The following is a 17,610-nucleotide window of genomic DNA, read 5'->3' on the forward strand; positions in this document are numbered from 1 at the left end:
GTCAGTTGACCGTGACCTGACCAAGGGCGGCTTTCGCTTCCTGGGCCTGATGCTGCGGCGCGTACACCTGGGTGAAGCGCACCGGCGGCAGGTTGAACTGGCCTTTCTGCGAGAAGCGCACCAGATGGCGCAAGCGCAATTCGCCGCTCAGGGCATCGACCGGCACGGCGTAGGCCAACTGGCCCGGTTCGAAACGCGCCTTCTCCAGCGCCGTCGGCTCGGTGCCGTCCTTGCCCTGCAACTTGATGCCCCACGTTGTGCGCTCGACATCGGCGCCCGGTGGCAGCGGCACTTCAAGCATGCCGTAGCGCAGCGGTTTCGGCGCTTTGCTGGTGAGGATCACTTCGTCCAGATACAGGCTGTCGCTGGACAGCGGTTTGCTCCCGACCGGCTCCAGTTTGAACGTGAATGCTTCATCGCCCGGCACCAGTCGCGACAGGCGACGGGTGATGGTCACGGCCATCGGATCGACCGGTGGTTGCTGAGTCTGGAAGCTCAGCGCCGCACGCAGCGGACGTTCTTGCGTGCCCGACACGGTCAGCACACTCGGCACTGGCGTGACGCCTTGCCAGGTCCAGTACATCTCGCCGCTGGCACCGTAGTTTTTCTTCCAGCCTTCACCCGGCGTCAGGGCGATGGTCGGCGAAGCCTGGGCGATGCTGCGTTGCAGCCAGGTCAGCGCCAGCGCACGTTCCAAGGTCGATTGCTGCGGCAACAGTCGTTGCAGCAGCGCTTGCGCACGTGCCTGATCGAACGGTTGCAGCGACAGGTTCAGCGCTTCGGCAAACGGCTGCGAACTGACCGACAGACGCTGTTGCGCAGCAGTCACCTGACGATTGAACGCTTCCGGCAAGGCCACTTTCGACTGCGTGGCCAACGAAGCGGTCAGCACCCGCGCCGCTGCCAGACCGAGCGCCGAATCCGGATCGCTCATTACCAGACTGTCCTGACCATCGTCCATCAGTGTCTCGGCGTTGCCTTCACCAGCCTTGGCCAGATCGTCCATCAAACCACTGAGCAGCGTGTTCACCGGCAGATGCATCTGCTTGGCGAACGACAGAATCAACGCCCGTTGCAGCAACGGTGTGTTCGGCGCTTGCTTGGCGTAAACCTCCAGCACGCGCTGCCAGTGTTCCGGCGGCAAGCTCAGCTCCAGCACTTGGCTGGCATTGAAGTCGGCGTAGTAGGCGTAAGCGGTGAGGAACGCATCTGGCTCACCGTCGTAACCCCACCAGGTGAAGCTCGCCGATGGCCCGGCCATTTGCACCAGGCGCAAACGGCTGTTCTGCATGATCAGGCGCAAGCGATCGCGGATCTGCGGGTTCGACGCCAGCGATGGATAAGCAATGCTCAACGGCAACAGACGGCTGGCCGTCTGCTCGACGCCGCCATATGGATAGCTGAGCAGATCATCGAGTGCCGAGCGGAACAACGCTTGCGGACTGTCATCCAGGCGCAGGCGAATATCCGTAGCATCTGCCGGCAGACTCAGCGCGATATCGCCGCTGGCGACATCGAGGTTTTGCGTCTGCGTCACTTGCCAACCATCACCGGTCGCACTCAGGCGCACGGCGAGGGAGTCGGCGGTTTTACCGTCCTGTACCAGTTCGGCCGTCCACTCGCCAGAAGCCAAGGCGAATGCCGGCAGCGGCAGGTAATTGATGCGGTTGTTCAGGGTCACCGGCAGTCGCTGCTCGGCGCCAGCGTAGTGGGTGACCAGTTCAGCTTTCACCGGTTTCTCGGCCTGACTGAAGGCGAACACACCGAGTTGCGGCTGATCGCCTTTGCGGAATTTGCTTGGGCCGCTCCACTTCAGGTACAGCGGTTTTTCCGAACGCACGAACTGCTTCTTCTGCCCGACCTGACCGTCATCGGCGATGGCGCGGGCGGTGATGCGCCAGCGGGTCAGCGAGTCCGGCATCTTGAAGGTGAAGCGGGTTTTGCCGTCGGCACCGGTCAACAACTCCGGCTGCCACGCGGCGGTGTCGACGTCTTCACGACGCGGACGCTCCAGCACTTTTACCCCACGTTCGCTGCGGTTGGCTTTGCCCGGTGCGCCGGGGCTGCCCGGCAACGCGACGTCGTAACTGATGAACGACAGACTGGCGCTGGTGCGCACGTTGTTACGGCGCGGGTGATAGAAGAACTGGTCGATGGTCGGCGCCACTTCCGGTTGCAGCGCATAGACCATTTCGTCGACGACGCTGACGGTCAGGTGCGCCGGGACTGCTTTGCCGGCGAACTGCGTGGTCAGGTCAACCGTGACCGTGTCGCCCGGCAGATACACCGCTTTGTCAGTGCTGATTGCTACGTCGATTTGCGGCGCGACAACCTTGATCCCGGCGTTCTGGAAGCTGTACTGCCCGCCCTTGGTGTACAGCACCGAGAAGGTCAGGTTCGGTGCGAAGTTGTCTTTCACCGGGATGCGCACGCGGTATTGAGTGTCGCTGAGTTTTTCCAGTTTCAGCCAGTCGCCGCCTTTGGCCAGCAGCGCGGTGGCTTCGACCTTGTCGCGCTCCAGCGACAGCAGAGCATCACTGACCGGTTCCGGGAAAGTGATCAGCGCCAGCGCTTCATCGCCTGCCTTGTACTCAGGCTTGTCGAGGATGATTTCCACGGTGCCCGGCACCGCTTTCACACCGTCGCCAGTGACCGAGTGCCCGGTGGCGCCAAGGACGCGACCGTGCTGGTCTTTCAAGGTCAGGTTGTAAGTGCCCGGACGTTCGAAAGCGAGACTGAAGCCCTTATCCGTCGCTGCGAGTTTGCCTTCGCCGGTGCTCTGGTCTTCCAAGCGCACCCAGCCATACGTGCTCGGCGTCACCGCTTTGCTTTGCTCGGTGCCGCCCTCGTTGGCGTAGCTGAACGCAACCTTGTCGCCGACCGCACTGAAGCGTTGCGGCGCGCTCAAGCGGAAGCTTGCGGCGCCACGGTCGATGAGGATTTCCTTGGTGGTCTTGACCCGATACGCCGCGCCATCGCTGGCAAACACGGTGAGCATGTAACGGCTCGGTTTGTCGGCGGCCGGCAGATCGAGGGTCGCGTTGCCTTTGCTGTCGGTGGTCAGTTCGGTGCTGGTCAGCTCCACCGGAAATTGCCCGAGGTATTGCAGTTCATTGTCGACCATCGACAATTGCTGGGCGCGCAAACTCAGGGTCAGCTTGGCGTTGGCCACCGGTTTGCCGTCCGGGTAGAGCAACAGCAGACTGCCCTTCACCGGCTCGCCGGTGCGGTAATCCTGTTTGGCCAGATTCAGCGAAATCTCGAAGTGCGGCTTGATGTATTCCGCCACGCGGAACGCGCTGCTGTAGGCCTGATCCTTATAGTTGAAACGAATCTCGTAACCGCCCGCCACCGCGTTGTCCGGCAACTGGAAGCGGCCCTGAGTGCCGGCCTTCGAATCCAGTTTCAGATCAAGGTGTTGCAACTCGGTACCCGTCGCATCCAGCACGCTGACGTTAACGTCCGCCGCCCCCGGCAACACTGAATCCCGCGCATTCTTGAACTCGCGGCCAACGATTTTCAGCGACACCCAATCACCCGGGCGATACAGCGGCCGGTCGGTGAAGGCATACAGTTTGGTGTCGTAGATTTCGCTGTCGTAGTAGAAATTTTCCGAGACGAACACGCCGCCCTCTTCGTCCTCGCCGATCACAAACGAACGTTCAGGGCTGACGTGTTTCAGCCGCAGCAAACCGTCGGCATCAGTCGCGCCGCTGCTCATCACGCCGAGACCATCGGTCCACAGCACATTGACCTTCGGCACCGAACTGCCTTCGTGTTTGCGCGCAGCCCAGACCAGCAATTCATCGCCGGCAATCTTGCTCACCGCGACTGTGTTGGAGACGAACACCATGGTGGTCGCGCGGTACTTGCCGATCAGCGCTTCGACCAGATACAGACCCGGTTTCAGATTGCCCAGCGGAATGTAAACGTTGCCCGGCGCAACGCTGACGAAGTCGCTGGAAGAACCGGCCAGATTGACCCCGGCCGGAGGCTCAATCGGCTTGGCCTGCCACAACGGATAACGGAACTGGCTGACCACCGGCAGACCCGGAATCAGCGCAAATTGCGGCTGCGCGTCGTACGGTGTCGGTGCGGCGATGGCGTTGCCCATCTTCAGTTCCGGCACTTCCTCGGTGACTTGTTTGCGCGACTCATAAGAGAACGCGCGCTGCATCACCCGACGGGATTTGCGGTACCAGTTGTCCCACAGGTACGCGAGGGTGTTGGACAGACCTTCGCCCTTGAACTGGCCGTCGCTGACCACGCGGTGCAGGTTCTTCTGGCGCTTGAGGAAATCCAGCGGCTTGTCGATGCGGTACACACGAATGTCGGCGCCGCCATACGGTTCCATACGGAAACGACGGTAATCACGGCCCGGCGCTTCGAGGCGCACCATTGCCTGTTCGTCGCTGGCGAAACTGCTGTCGGCCAGGAGGAAAAAGCTTTCACCAGACACCGGCGTATAGCCGCTCGGCTCGACCGAATCTTCGGCGCTGACGGTGGCCATTGGCAGCAACAGCGCCAGCAGCAAAGGAATTCGGGAACAGAGTCGCAACATGCGGGCACCGGTCATTGGGAGAGAAAGTTCAGTCGATAGACGCCGATGAAGTTGGGGTTGGCTGCGTCGGGTATCCATCGGGTGTCCTTCCATGTCATGAGTTGCTGCAGGCTTGCCGAACGCATGCCGTTGTCAGTCGGGGTGGTGGTGCCGGTGTGATAGGCGATGTAGCGGCCCATCCAGATCATCAGGTGCTGGTCGTCGCCCTGATCGAAAAACATCAAGTCACCGGGCCGCGCCTGCGACACGTCGCGGCTGACCAGATGGCTGTTGAACTGAATCAGTTTGATCGCATTGACGTACGGCCCAACCTTGCCGCCGCCCTGCTGCCATTGCTGGGCGAGCTTGCGTTGGTCATCGCTGAGCGACAATTCCGGCGGCAAATAGCGGTTGGACAGACCATTGCTGCGCAGCCATTTGTCGTCGTGGACTTTCAATGCTTCGTTGGCGGCAAAGCGCACCAGCCCGGCACAATCCTGCTGATACCAGCGCGGGCTCGGACCCTGGCTCAGTTGCTCCTGGGCGATGCGCACGAACCAGGCGCGAAACACCTGGGATTGCGCAGGGTCCAGCGCCGGTGCTTCGACGGCGCGGGCACCCGCACTGAGCAACAGCGCGAGCAGGCCGAGGCTGCGGATCAGTGCGGTCACAGCGCTTTCCATTCCAGCGGCAACCACTGCCAGTGGCCGTCGGGCTCGCTGCCTTCAGGCAGGGTCAGCGCGTATTTGCCGTAGCCGCTGAGAGTGTGCAGTTTCGGGATCAGGTAGGTTTGCGCGGCGTTGTAGAACACCGGTTCCATGTCCTGCGGCAGGCTGTCGAGGGTTTCCTGCTGCATCAACTGCGCCATCGAATCCGGGCCGAAGTAGATTGGCATCAGCACATCTTTGGGCAGCACGTCGGCCATTGGCGGGAAGCGCTTGTCGAGGGTGCCGAGGGCTTTGTCGACGAGTTTGTCGTCGAGGGAAAACAGCAGCGTCGAGCCGTGACGGGCGAGGCTGACTTTCATGAACGCCTTGCCGGAAATCGCGTCCGGGTTCTCGGCAGTCTTCGCCGCATACGGGCCGAAGTTGGAGCTGACCTGACGCTGCCAGACGTGGTTCTGGCCTTCTTGTTTCTCGACCACCGGGAAGACGTTTTCGTCGACATTGGCTTCGAACGCTCCGACCATCGAGCCGAACAATTTACCGAGGTCGCCGTCGAGTTTGCTGCTGTCCTCATCTTTAAGGCTAGCCACCAATAGCGGCGTGTACAAACGCGAATCGGCGTACCAGCACAGGCCCGCCGCGCCGGCCACGTGTTCGGTGAGGGTTTGCGCCACGGCTTCTTCGGCGCCGAGTTTCACCAGCAATGGCTTTTGCGGCTCGGCAGCCACGGGCAGGGTTACGCAAGCACTGGCGCCGAGCGGCATGGCTTGCCAGACCGGTTTGAAATCGAAGTCGGGTTGGTTTTCCAGTTCGTCCATGGCGAGATAGCTGTGCCAGCCCTTGTCGTCCATGTCAAAACGCAGCCCGGCGAAGTTCGGGATGAAGCGCTGATAACCCATGGCGAGGACGCTGGAATTCACCGACAGACGCTGTTTGGTTTCCGGTGTTTTCGCCGGCAGACCGAACGCTTCAGGAAAGAGTTTTTCGCCGTTGAGCAGCGCCGCCAGCGCTTGCGGGGAGACATGACCGGACTCTTCGGAGGCGCCACTTTCAGGGTCGTAATATTTGGCGGGATTGGACAGCACCACCAACTTGTCACCATGAGAGGCGAACAACAGGGCTTTGCTGGCGTTGTAGGTCAGCTGGTACAACGGCACCGTGTCGCCACCGACCTTGAGTTCCGCCATTTGGCTAAGCTGCGTGTCATCCAGCGCAACCTTCGCCAATGGCTCAAGCAATTTGGCCAACCCGCCGCGATCCATCACCAACAGAAAATCCTTCAAGCGACCGTCAGCCCCGCGCCACAGTGCGACATCGGCCGGTTGGTCGAAAAGCTGTTCGATCAGGCTGTCCTGCAGTTTCAGGTCATGCTCGTAGATGATCCGGCGCAGGCTGCCGATCAAGCCGAGACGATCGGCATGGGTCTCGTAATAGAAGACGAAATCTTCGGTAAGCGTGGCTTTGAGGAACGGCACCGTCAGCAGATCCTTGGGCAACTGGCTCAAGGAGCGGGTTTCCAGCAAGGCATCCGGTCGGCTCAAGCCAAGCTTGTCACTGGCCAGTTCCGCCGGCGGCGCTTTGGGCTTGTGCAAAAACCAGCCAAGACCGCCCGCCACCCCGGCCACCAGGCACAGCCCGACCAGCAGCAACGGCCATTTGCGGGAAGGTGGAGTCGCTGGCGTTTCGGCAGCTGGAGTCACAGTGTTATCACTCATCGTTAACAAAACCCGATTTCATCCGTGGCGGGATGCTTAATAGTTGAAAGTCTTGACCAGCAGCAGATCACCGATCGCCCGCAGGGGCACGATGAACGTTTCGCGTTTTTCGTTGACGGTGTTTTCGTTGAGCACCAGCGTGATTTGCGAGGTGATCACCTCGTTCTGATTGCTGGTCTCCTCGAAGTTATAGCCGCCGTTGCCGAAGTTGCCCCAATAGTTGACGTAAACCAGATAGGTGCCATGCAGCGGCGCGGTCATGGTGAACATTTCCGGGCCGGGGCCATCGACACCATCCGGGTCGAGACCACCGCCATTGCTCAGCGCCGGCTGCGCCCAAAAGGCATGCTGACCGTCGGGCGTGACAATGTGCAGATCGAGTTCGGCCTTCGGATCGTCCCATCCCAAGACAAGACGAATCCGCGCCGGCGTGCGCAAGTTATTTGCTTCATAAAATTGCACGCGTTTCAGCGACTGGCCTTCGGCGCTGATCACCTCGACACTGTTGGAGCCGGCGCCGAACGCGTACGGCCGGGCGAAACGGCCTTGGTCGTCGGTGTACAGATTCAGTGGATTGCCATTCACGGCGAGGCTGTGCGGCGGGCGCATATGGCCGATGGCTTTGAGCTGGCCCTGGATCATCGTGCGATTGCGCTGGATGCCGCGATCGATCGGCGGCGTCGGGTAGGCGACTTGCGGATTTTCCGTGCGATCGAGCAGGCCGTGATAACGCCAGCCGCCCACCGGTTCCGACAGTTCAGCGCTCGGCGCGGCCGAAAGCGCGGGCGCGCAGGCCAAGCCGATCAGCAGCCAAAAAAATGAACGCATGTAATGCCTCCTGCCATGCCTGAACGAAACCTTGCACCCGATCCTCGGTACTTCACAGCGGTGAAACTGCGTTTCGTCTGAAAGACCCGTGACTATCGGGTCGTAGAAGGCGCGAAGATTAGCCATTCGGTGGTTTTTTAACAATCGGATACATGTGCTTTTGCTGTAGGAATCCAGCCAACCCGGTGGACGGTGAGCCGAATAGGCGTCATATTCGGCTCACAAAATGAGCCGAATAGCTTTTCTATTCGGCTCACGGACTCACGGCAGGTATAAATGGCAGCTCACTGGATCTGGCAACAGCCCGACTGGCCCGACTTCAACTGGCAGGCAGAACGCCTGGCACCGTTGTTGCGCGAGTGTGTACAGGCACAAGGTCAGTTGATGGGTATGGCCGGTTCAGTAGGCGATTCTTTGGGGGCTCAGACCGAACTGGATGCCCTTTTGCAGAATATCGTGACGTCTTCGGCCATCGAAGGTGAGCAACTGAATGTTGGCTCCGTACGGTCGTCCTTGGCGCGACGTTTGGGCCTGGAGTTGATCGACGGCTATAAAGTCAGTCAACGCAGTGAAGGTCTGGCGCAGCTCATGCTTGATGCCACCCGTCGATTTGCCGAACCGTTGACGCTGGAACGCCTGCTGGAATGGCACCAATGGCTGTTTCCCGATCAAGAAGCCGGCCTTACTGCGCGCTCAATGCATGTGGGTGCGCTGCGCGGTGATGAGCCAATGCAGGTGGTATCGGGTCGCATTGATCGTCCAACGGTTCATTTCGAGGCGCCACCTCGCCAAGGTCTTGAGCAGCAGCTCGACCCATTTCTCCAATGGTTCGAGGCCAGCCAGCATCAGACAGCACTGGACCCGATGCTACGCGCGGGCATCGCCCATTTCTGGTTTGTCACTTTGCATCCGTTTGACGATGGCAACGGTCGCCTGACCCGCACCATCACTGATCTGGCGCTGGCACAGGGCGAAGCGCAAGCCATCCGTTTCTACGCCATGTCGGCGAGCATTCTGGATGATCGTTCCGGCTACTATCGGATTCTGGAGTCAAGCCAGAAAGCCACACTGGATATCACAGAGTGGCTCACATGGTTTTTGCAAACGTTGCTACGTAGTCTGCAAGAAGCCATCACCCGGATTGAAAGCGTGCTGGGCAAGACGCGTTTCTGGCAGGCACACCGCGAGTCCGAACTTTCGGCGGAGCAGGTCAAAGTGCTCAATCGCCTGCTCGACGGCGGCGAGCGGGGCTTTGAGCACGGCATCAGTGCCGGGCAATATCAAGCAGTGGCGAAAGTGTCGAAGGCCACAGCGACCCGCCACCTCGCGGAGTTGCTGGAGAAAGGCTGCCTGCAACGCTTACCGGGAGGTGGTCGGAGCACGCGCTATCAAATTCGTTATCCGGATTAGCACTGACAATGCCCACCTGTGGCGAGGGGATTTATCCCCGTTGGGCTGCGCAGCAGCCCCAAAAGCTACGAGCACCTATTTTCAGGTCTACCGAGTCAGCATTGATTACGACTGCTGCGCAGCCGAACGGGGATAAATCCCCTCGCCACATTGGATCTTTGTTTTCACATTGGATCTTTGTTTTCACATGGGATTTGTTCTCTCAAGGGATCTTTGTATTCAGCCCAGATCTTTGCTCTGCACAAGGGATCTTTTCATTCATAGGGGATCTTTATCCTGCACAAAGGATCATTTGTTCTGGCGCGCATCGCCCTGCTCATTTGCCCACAACCCCCCTATCTGCTAGTGTCGCGCCGGTTTAACGTCAACCGGAAATCGCCGCCATGGCCCGCAAAAAAGCTGCACTGGATTTCGAACAGTCCCTCGCCGACCTGCAAACATTGGTCGAGCGTCTGGAGAACGGTGAATTGTCGCTGGAAGACTCGCTGACCGCTTTCGAGCAGGGCATCGGTCTGACCCGTGACTGCCAGGCAGCGCTGGCGCAAGCCGAGCAGAAGGTGCAAGTGCTGCTGGAGCGCGATGGCGAACTCGCCGAGGAACCCTTCGACGCGGAACAGCCAGAATGATTGCGGCGTATACGGCGAGCAGCCAGACCCGGGTCAACGCAGCGCTGGAAACCCTGTTCAATGCGCCGCTGCCGGAGCTGGCGCGGCTTTACGAAGCCATGCGCTACAGCGTGATGAACGGCGGCAAACGCGTGCGACCGCTGCTGGCCTACGCGGCGTGCGAAGCGCTCGGTGGCAAGGCTGAGCAAGCCAACGGCGCCGCCTGCGCAGTCGAGTTGATCCACGCTTATTCGCTGGTGCACGACGATTTGCCGGCGATGGACGACGACGATCTGCGCCGCGGCCAGCCGACCACCCACAAAAAATTCGACGAAGCTTGCGCGATTCTTGCCGGCGACGGGTTGCAGAGTCTGGCGTTCAGCGCCCTGCTCGATCCGCGCCTGAGCGATTGCAGCAGCGACATCCGCCTGCAAATGGTCACCGCGCTGGCTCACGCCGCAGGCCCGGCGGGCATGGTCGGCGGTCAGGCCATCGACCTCGGTTCGGTCGGCCTCAAGCTCGATCAACGAGCCCTCGAACAGATGCACCGGCACAAGACCGGCGCGCTGATCGAAGTCAGCGTCAAACTCGGCGCTCTGGCCAGCGGCCGTGTCGAGCAGGATGAACTCCGCGCCCTGCAGACTTATGCACAGGCCATCGGTCTGGCCTTTCAGGTGCAGGACGACATCCTCGACGTCGAAAGCGATACCGAAACCCTCGGTAAACGCCAGGGCGCCGACATTGCCCGGGACAAGCCGACCTACCCGGCCCTGCTTGGTCTCGACGCCGCCAAAGCCTACGCGCTGGAACTGCGCGATCAGGCCCTGCATGCCCTGCGACCGTTTGACGCGGCAGCCGAGCCCTTGCGCGAGCTGGCACGGTATATCGTCGAGCGCCGCAGCTGACGGCGAATCCGCCAAAAAAGACCAACGCGTGGGCAGGGGGCGATGCATCAGGTAAACTGCCGCATCTTCTATACCTATAACGATTCGCCTGATGCCCACGACGTTTCATGAGATTCCCCGCAAGCGCCCGACCACGCCCCTGCTCGACCGCGCGAATACGCCGGACGGCCTGCGCCGGTTAGGCGAAGCCGAGCTGGAAACCCTGGCCGATGAGTTGCGCCTGGAATTGCTCTACACGGTCGGTCAGACCGGTGGGCATTTCGGTGCCGGCCTGGGCGTGATCGAGCTGACCATCGCGCTGCATTACGTCTTCGACACGCCGGACGACCGTCTGCTGTGGGACGTCGGGCATCAGGCGTATCCGCACAAGATCCTCACCGGTCGCCGCGAGCGCATGGGCACGCTGCGCCAGAAGGACGGCATTGCCGCTTTCCCGCGTCGCGCCGAGAGCGAGTACGACACCTTTGGCGTCGGCCACTCCAGCACCTCGATCAGCGCCGCGCTGGGCATGGCCATTGCCGCCCGCCTGCAGAACAGTGATCGCAAGGCAATCGCCGTGATCGGCGACGGTGCGTTGACCGCCGGCATGGCTTTCGAGGCGCTGAACCACGCGCCGGAAGTGAACGCCAACATGCTGGTGATCCTCAACGACAACGACATGTCGATCTCGCGCAATGTCGGCGGCCTGTCCAATTATCTGGCGAAGATCCTTTCCAGCCGCACCTACGCGAGCATGCGTGAAGGCAGCAAAAAGGTCCTGTCGCGCCTGCCCGGCGCCTGGGAAATCGCCCGTCGTACCGAAGAATACGCAAAGGGCATGCTGGTTCCCGGCACGCTGTTCGAAGAGCTGGGCTGGAACTACATCGGCCCGATCGACGGCCATGACCTGCCGACCCTGATCGCGACGCTGCGCAACATGCGTGACCTCAAAGGCCCGCAGTTCCTGCACATCGTCACCAAGAAAGGCAAGGGTTTCGCCCCGGCGGAAGTCGACCCGATCGGTTACCACGCCATCACCAAACTGGAACCACTGGACGCTCCGGCCGCTGCGCCGAAGAAAGCTGGCGGGCCGAAGTATTCGGCAGTGTTCGGTGAATGGCTGTGCGACATGGCCGCTGCTGACCCACGCTTGGTCGGGATCACCCCGGCGATGAAGGAAGGCTCGGATCTGGTCGCATTCAGCGAACGTTTCCCGCTGCGCTACTTCGACGTGGCGATCGCCGAGCAACACGCGGTGACGTTCGCTGCCGGCATGGCTTGCGAAGGCGCGAAACCAGTAGTGGCGATCTATTCGACGTTCCTGCAGCGTGGTTACGACCAACTGGTGCATGACGTCGCGGTGCAGAACCTCGACGTGCTGTTCGCTATCGACCGTGCCGGTCTGGTCGGCGAAGACGGCCCGACCCACGCTGGCAGCTTCGATCTGTCGTACCTGCGTTGCATCCCGGGCATGGTCATCATGACCCCGAGCGATGAAAACGAACTGCGCAAAATGCTCACCACCGGCCACCTCTACAACGGCCCGGCGGCAGTGCGTTATCCACGCGGCAACGGCCCGAACGCAACCATCGAGAAAGACTTGCAGCCAATCGAAATCGGCAAGGGCATCGTCCGTCGCCAAGGCAGCAAAGTCGCTCTGCTGGTGTTCGGTGTGCAACTGGCCGAAGCGCTGAAAGTCGCCGAGAAGCTCGATGCCACTGTGGTCGACATGCGTTTCGTCAAACCACTGGATGAAGCGCTGGTGCGCGAGATTGCCGGCAGCCATGAGTTGCTGGTGACCATCGAAGAGAACGCGATCATGGGCGGCGCCGGTGGCGCGGTCAGCGAGTTCCTCGCGCGCGAGAACATCCTCAAGTCGATGCTGCATCTGGGCTTGCCGGACGTCTACGTCGAGCACGCCAAGCCTGCGCAGATGCTGGCCGAGTGCGGGCTGGACGAGGCCGGGATCGAAGCATCGATTCGCGAGCGTCTGGCCGTACTCGACCGCTAAGCGTTCCCCCCTGTAGGAGCTGCCGAAGGCTGCGATCTTTTGATCCTGCTTCTCGGCGGCTCCAGACCTTCCAAAAAAGCAAAATCAAAAGATCGCAGCCTTCGGCAGCTCCTACAGGGTTTTGCACAGACCATGGATTGCCATGAATTTTTCGCGCCTTGCCCTGCCCTTTCTGCTGCTGCCAACTGCCAACGCTTTAGCCGACACGTTTGAACGTGATCAGGCGCTGAAGCTGCCGGATGTGCTGATCTCCGCCAACCGTCAGGTTGAAGCGCGCAACGACAGCAGCGCCGCCAACACCGTGTTCACCCGCGAAGACATCGACCGTCTGCAACCGAGCGACGTGCCGGACCTGCTGCGGCGCGTGCCCGGCGTGCAAGTGGCGCAGACCGGTGGGCGCGGCAGCCTGCCCGGCGTGTACATTCGCGGTACGCAGTCAGCGCAGAGCCTGGTGTTGGTCGACGGTCAGCGCATCGGCAGCTCGACCTCCGGCGACAGCAATCTGCAGCACCTGAACATCGAGCAGATCGAACGCGTGGAAGTGCTGCGCGGTTCGCGTTCGGTGATTTATGGCAGCGACGCCATTGGCGGGGTGATTCAGATTTTCACCCGGCGCGGCGTCGAGCAGGGTTTGCAGCCACGGCTGCACGTCGGCTTCGGCAGCAACCAGACCTGGGAGCGCAGCCTCGGCGTGTCCGGTGGCGATGAAAAAACCCGTTTCAATCTTGGCGCCAGCCTCGATGAAACCGCCGGGATCGATCGCACCCACGAGTCGTATCCGAGCGACAGCGACCACGACGCCTACCGCAACAAGTCCGTCAGCCTGAGCCTCAGCCACGCGCTGACCGATGACATCGAAGTCGGCGCCAATCTGCTGGATAACCGTGGCAAGAGCGAGTTCGACAACCCGTTCGGCCGCTTTGACACCAACACTTTCGAGTCAGTGCAACAGCAGCCCTACAGCGATTTCGACGTCAGCAGCGTCAGCAGTTACGTCGATGCGCGGGTCAACGATATCTGGAAAACCCGCGTCGAATTCGGCCACACCGAGAACCGCGAAAAGACCCTCGACAAGCTCAGCGACGAACGCACGGTGTTCAACACCTACCGCGATTCGCTGAACTGGCAAAACGATCTGACCCTGGATGCACGTAACAGCCTGATCCTTGGCGGCGACTGGTACGAAGACCGGGTCAACAGCAGCACCGCGTTTGACGAAGACAGCCGCTGGAACCGCGCTGCCTTCATTCAGCATCGTTATCAGGCCGACAGTTTCTCCACGGAACTGGGTCTGCGCCATGACGACAATCAGCAGTTCGGCAGCCAGAACACCTGGAGCGGCACGTTCACCCTGCCGCTGAATCCGGACAACGATCTGTTGCTGAGCTACAGCGAAGGTTTCCGCGCCCCGACTTTCAATGACCTCTACTACCCGGATTTCAGCAACCCGGACCTGAAACCGGAAACCTCGAAAAGCTATGAGCTGCAATGGCGCAGCCAGTTGACCGACAGCAGCCGTCTGGAAGCCTCGATTTACCGCACAGATCTGGAAGACGCGATCATCTTCGGCAGCAATTCACGTCCGGAGAACGTCGCTTCCGCACGAATCAACGGCTTTGAAGCGGCGCTGAAGCAGGAGCTGTTCGGCTGGCAGAGCAACCTCGGCGTGGCGATTATCGACCCACGCGATCGAGACACCGGACATACGCTGGCCCGACGTGCACGGCGCACGTTGAGCTGGGATCTCGATCGCCAGTTTGACCAGCTCAACCTCGGCGCCAGTTGGCAGGCGGTGAGCAGCAGCTATGACGACCTCAACAACCAGCAGCCATTGGGCGGTTATGCGCTGTTCGGCTTGCGCAGCAGTTGGGCGCTGAACCGTGAGATCAAGCTGGATCTGAAAGTGGACAACCTCTTGGACAAGGCTTACAGCCGCGCGAACTACAGCTACGACGGCAGCCAGTATGGTTATCGCGAGGAAGGCCGGACGTGGATGTTCGGCGTCACCTGGACCCCCGACACCCTGTAGGAGCTGCCGCAGGCTGCGATCTTTTGATCTTCGGCAATCCCGACTCAGCCACAAAGAAAAGTCAAAAGATCGCAGCCTTCGCCAGCTCCTACAGGAGTTATCGGTGGGGCTGGATGAGTTGGCAGAGTTTGGCGGTGGCATCGATCATTTGGCCGCTTGGGCGTTCGAGGCCTTTGTCGGTGATCAGTAGCAAGTTTTCCCGCTTTACAGCGGCGACCTGCGGCCAGTTTTTCCAGGCGTTGAGCTGGGACTGGTCGCTGGCCAGAATGACTTCGGGATCACGTTGCAACACTGATTCGATGCTGACTTGCGGTGCAGGCAAGGTCAGGTCGCCAAACACATTCCGCGCCCCGCACACCTCAAGTGCATCACTGATGATCTGCCCGCCACCGACGGTGTACAGCGGCTTGTCCCATACCTGATAAAACACCCGCAACGGCGCATCGCGGTGATAGCGCTGGCGCAGCTCGGCGAGTTTTTGTCGCAGGTCAGCCGCCAGTTTCAGCCCTCGCTCGGGCCGGCCCAATTGCGTGGCAATGGCTTCAATCTGTGCAGAGAGTTGTTCAAAGGAGTGCGGTTCAGCGACAAAGGTCGGGATGCCCAGGCGCTTGAGCTGATCACGCTGCGCCGGGCCGACGCTACCGGGCCAGAGCAACAACAAATCGGGCTTGAGACTCAGCAGTTGCTCCATGTCGAGCTGGCCGTAGCGGCCGACTGACGCCACGTTGGCGATTTCAGCAGGCCGCTCCCCGGCATCCAGCACACCGACCAGCAGGTCGGCCGAATCCAGCTCAACGACGATTTCGGAAAGGGACGGTGCGAGGCTGACCACGCGCAATGCAGCCAGCGCCGGCGCGCTGACGGCCAGCAGCAGAAGCGCCAGCCACAGACGGCGCATCAGCCGAGTTGACGCGGAATACGATAGAGGTAGAACAGCACCGCCGTGGACAGTGCCAGCAGCATCAGCGGCACGGCTTCGAGACCGACAAACACCGCCAGTGCGCCGATCCATGCCGGCAATGCAGCCGCGAGAAAAGCTGTGCGGCGACGTGCTGCGAGAGCAATCCACGCTGCCGGTTCATCCGGGGTATCGAGGGCTTTTTGTGTGGCGATCAACGCATGTTTGTAGCGGCCGAAAAACTTCAGGCTGACAAACATCGACGCCACACCGGCAATGAATAACGGCATCGCCAGAACCGGCAGAAGCCCTTCGCCCTGACCGAACAAGGCGTTGAGCACGAACAGCGGCAGCAGCGCCAGTGCGAGGTATTTCCACCAATCAACTGACAACCGGCGCCGCACCTGACCGCGAGTCACGCGCGATCTACCTCGCCCTGGTGCTCGTTGCCCATCATGTGGTCGAGCTTGCTGGCCTTGGTTGCCAGGTAGAGTTTGTTGTGCGGATTGTGGCCAGTGTGCAGCGGCACACGCTCGGCGACCGTAATGCCCATGTCGGTCAAGGCTTTGACCTTGCGCGGGTTGTTGGTCATCAGGCGCAGGGATTTCACGCCCAGATGCTCAAGCATCGGCAGGCACATGGCGTAGTCACGCTGGTCGGCGGCGAAGCCCAGACGTTCGTTGGCTTCAACGGTGTCGGCACCGCCGTCTTGCAGCTCGTAAGCACGGATCTTGTTCAACAGACCGATGCCGCGACCTTCCTGACGCAGGTACAGCAACACGCCTCGGCCTTCACGAGCGATCGCCTTGAGTGCGCCTTCCAGTTGCGAGCCGCAGTCGCAGCGCTGGCTGAACAGGGCATCGCCGGTCAGGCATTCGGAGTGCAATCGGCCGAGAACCGGGGCGCCGTCGGCGAATTCACCCAAGCTCAGCACCACGTGCTCGCGGCCGGTGGCTTCATCGAGAAAACCGTGCATGGTGAATTGCGCAAAAGGTGTTGGCAGCTTGGAAGCGGCGACAAAGACGACAGGCACCGGTGTGCTCCTGATCTAAAGAGTCTGAAAATTCGCAGGCGGGCATTGTAACAGCAGGTTCCTACAGACGCTTAGGCTGAATTATCGGGCATAACGATCAAAAAGTTTGATAACTGCCCGGACAACATGGATTCCTGTAGGAGCTGACGAGTGAAACGAGGCTGCGATCTTTTGATCTGGTTTTTACAATCAAGATCAAAAGATCGCAGCGTGCCGCAGCTCCTACAGGGGATTGGTGGTGAAGGGATACGGCTGTTTCCACTTCTCGAAGATCGGCTTCAGCTCACCGCTTTTCACCAGTTGCTCCATGCGCTGGTCATACAGTGCCATCAGCGCACGCGCCTGCGGGGTATCAGCGAAACCGAGGAACAACGGCAGCTCGGCCAGATGCGAATAGCGATACTGGGCCGGATCGCCCGCGGTTTTCATCACCGCTTCAATCTCGGTCAACGCATCGATGTAGTAATCCGCGCGCCCCTGCTTGAGCATCAACAGAATGCCGGTACGCCGCTCGATCTGGTTGTAGCGCTTGATGTTCGGCAGGTAGTTTTCGTAGCGATAGCCACGCACCCAGGCCAGTCGGTATTTGCCCAGCGTTGCCTGGCTGGGTGCAGGATTGCTCGCCAGGCCCAGCGCGTAGATGTGATCGGAATCGAAATTCCAGTGCGGGTACAGCACTTGCTCGGCTTCATCGCGGTAGGAACCGACCAGCGCGTCGACTTCCTTCAATTGCACCAGCCCGACCGAACGGGTGTACGGCACCGTGCGGATTTCCAGCTTCACCCCGGCAGGTTCGAACACCTTGCGCAGCACATCCCAACCGAGGCCATGGCCGTCGGCAGCGGTGTAGTCTTCCCAGTCTTCGCTGGCCAGATGGATGACCGCAGGCGTCGGCGCAGCGTCCTGCGCACTGGCAACAGTGCTCAGCAACACAAAAACTACCAGCGCCAACCAGCGTCCAGCCATCCCTAGTCCCCTTGCTTGAACCTGAT

General features: G+C 60.7%; 13 protein-coding genes. 5 read left to right on the top strand and 8 right to left on the bottom strand.

The genetic code is table 11. The annotated features are described in order from the left end of the window. Position 1: 1 nt before the first annotated feature. Genes QOL84_RS23750 through QOL84_RS23765 form a run of 4 tightly spaced genes read right to left on the bottom strand, consistent with a single transcriptional unit; the run spans position 2 to position 7,748 of the window. Entirely contained in the window at positions 2–4,576 is a 4,575-nt protein-coding gene (locus tag QOL84_RS23750) for an alpha-2-macroglobulin family protein (protein ID WP_283438809.1), read from the bottom strand. Next, positions 4,573–5,223, bottom strand: coding sequence for a DUF1175 domain-containing protein (locus QOL84_RS23755; protein ID WP_129395691.1), 651 nt, complete (start codon positions 5,221–5,223; stop codon positions 4,573–4,575). Before QOL84_RS23755 ends, QOL84_RS23750 begins: the two co-directional genes overlap by 4 nt. Further along, complete coding sequence (locus QOL84_RS23760) at positions 5,208–6,920, bottom strand: DUF2138 domain-containing protein (RefSeq protein WP_283438810.1); 1,713 nt, start codon at positions 6,918–6,920, stop codon at positions 5,208–5,210. Before QOL84_RS23760 ends, QOL84_RS23755 begins: the two co-directional genes overlap by 16 nt. Positions 6,921–6,956: 36 nt before the next feature. After that, positions 6,957–7,748 carry a YfaP family protein gene (locus QOL84_RS23765; protein WP_283438811.1) on the bottom strand — a complete coding sequence of 264 codons (792 nt, stop codon included), beginning with the start codon at positions 7,746–7,748 and terminating at the stop codon, positions 6,957–6,959. A 276-nt stretch (positions 7,749–8,024) separates the two neighbouring features. On the opposite strand from QOL84_RS23765, the gene QOL84_RS23770 reads away from it, so the two are divergent. The 5 genes from QOL84_RS23770 (at position 8,025) to QOL84_RS23790 (ending at position 14,687) form a co-directional block, all read left to right on the top strand. Beyond that, entirely contained in the window at positions 8,025–9,158 is a 1,134-nt protein-coding gene (locus QOL84_RS23770) for a Fic family protein (protein ID WP_283438812.1), read from the top strand. A 383-nt stretch (positions 9,159–9,541) separates the two neighbouring features. Continuing rightward, positions 9,542–9,784, top strand: a complete 243-nt coding sequence (locus QOL84_RS23775) for an exodeoxyribonuclease VII small subunit (RefSeq protein WP_003228627.1) — start codon at positions 9,542–9,544, stop codon at positions 9,782–9,784. After that, positions 9,781–10,668: a (2E,6E)-farnesyl diphosphate synthase gene (gene ispA, locus QOL84_RS23780; protein ID WP_283438813.1), complete on the top strand. Its 888-nt coding sequence runs from the start codon at positions 9,781–9,783 to the stop codon at positions 10,666–10,668. Before QOL84_RS23775 ends, ispA begins: the two co-directional genes overlap by 4 nt. Before the next feature lie 91 nt (positions 10,669–10,759). After that, a complete protein-coding gene (dxs, locus tag QOL84_RS23785; RefSeq protein WP_283438814.1) occupies positions 10,760–12,658 on the top strand; it encodes a 1-deoxy-D-xylulose-5-phosphate synthase in 1,899 nt (632 codons plus the stop codon). A gap of 142 nt (positions 12,659–12,800) precedes the next feature. Beyond that, on the top strand, positions 12,801–14,687 hold the full coding sequence (locus QOL84_RS23790) for a TonB-dependent receptor domain-containing protein (RefSeq protein ID WP_283438815.1): 1,887 nt from the start codon (positions 12,801–12,803) through the stop codon (positions 14,685–14,687). 97 nt (positions 14,688–14,784) lie between these two features. Here the strand turns inward: QOL84_RS23790 and QOL84_RS23795 are convergent, their stop codons facing one another. The 4 genes from QOL84_RS23795 to QOL84_RS23810 form a co-directional block, all read right to left on the bottom strand. Next, on the bottom strand, positions 14,785–15,585 hold the full coding sequence (locus tag QOL84_RS23795; protein ID WP_283438816.1) for a cobalamin-binding protein: 801 nt from the start codon (positions 15,583–15,585) through the stop codon (positions 14,785–14,787). Continuing rightward, positions 15,585–16,004 carry an MFS transporter gene (locus QOL84_RS23800; RefSeq protein ID WP_283438817.1) on the bottom strand — a complete coding sequence of 140 codons (420 nt, stop codon included), beginning with the start codon at positions 16,002–16,004 and terminating at the stop codon, positions 15,585–15,587. Before QOL84_RS23800 ends, QOL84_RS23795 begins: the two co-directional genes overlap by 1 nt. After that, the gene (ribA, locus tag QOL84_RS23805; RefSeq protein WP_008081835.1) at positions 16,001–16,618 is read right to left on the bottom strand and encodes a GTP cyclohydrolase II; all 618 of its coding nucleotides are present in this window, start codon (positions 16,616–16,618) and stop codon (positions 16,001–16,003) included. Before ribA ends, QOL84_RS23800 begins: the two co-directional genes overlap by 4 nt. A 222-nt stretch (positions 16,619–16,840) precedes the next feature. After that, positions 16,841–17,584 (bottom strand): substrate-binding periplasmic protein, encoded by a 744-nt coding sequence (locus QOL84_RS23810; RefSeq protein ID WP_283438818.1) that lies wholly within the window; start codon positions 17,582–17,584, stop codon positions 16,841–16,843. Positions 17,585–17,610 lie beyond the last annotated feature (26 nt).

Origin of the sequence: Pseudomonas helmanticensis, assembly GCF_900182985.1 — a bacterium.
Taxonomy (GTDB): domain Bacteria; phylum Pseudomonadota; class Gammaproteobacteria; order Pseudomonadales; family Pseudomonadaceae; genus Aquipseudomonas; species Aquipseudomonas helmanticensis.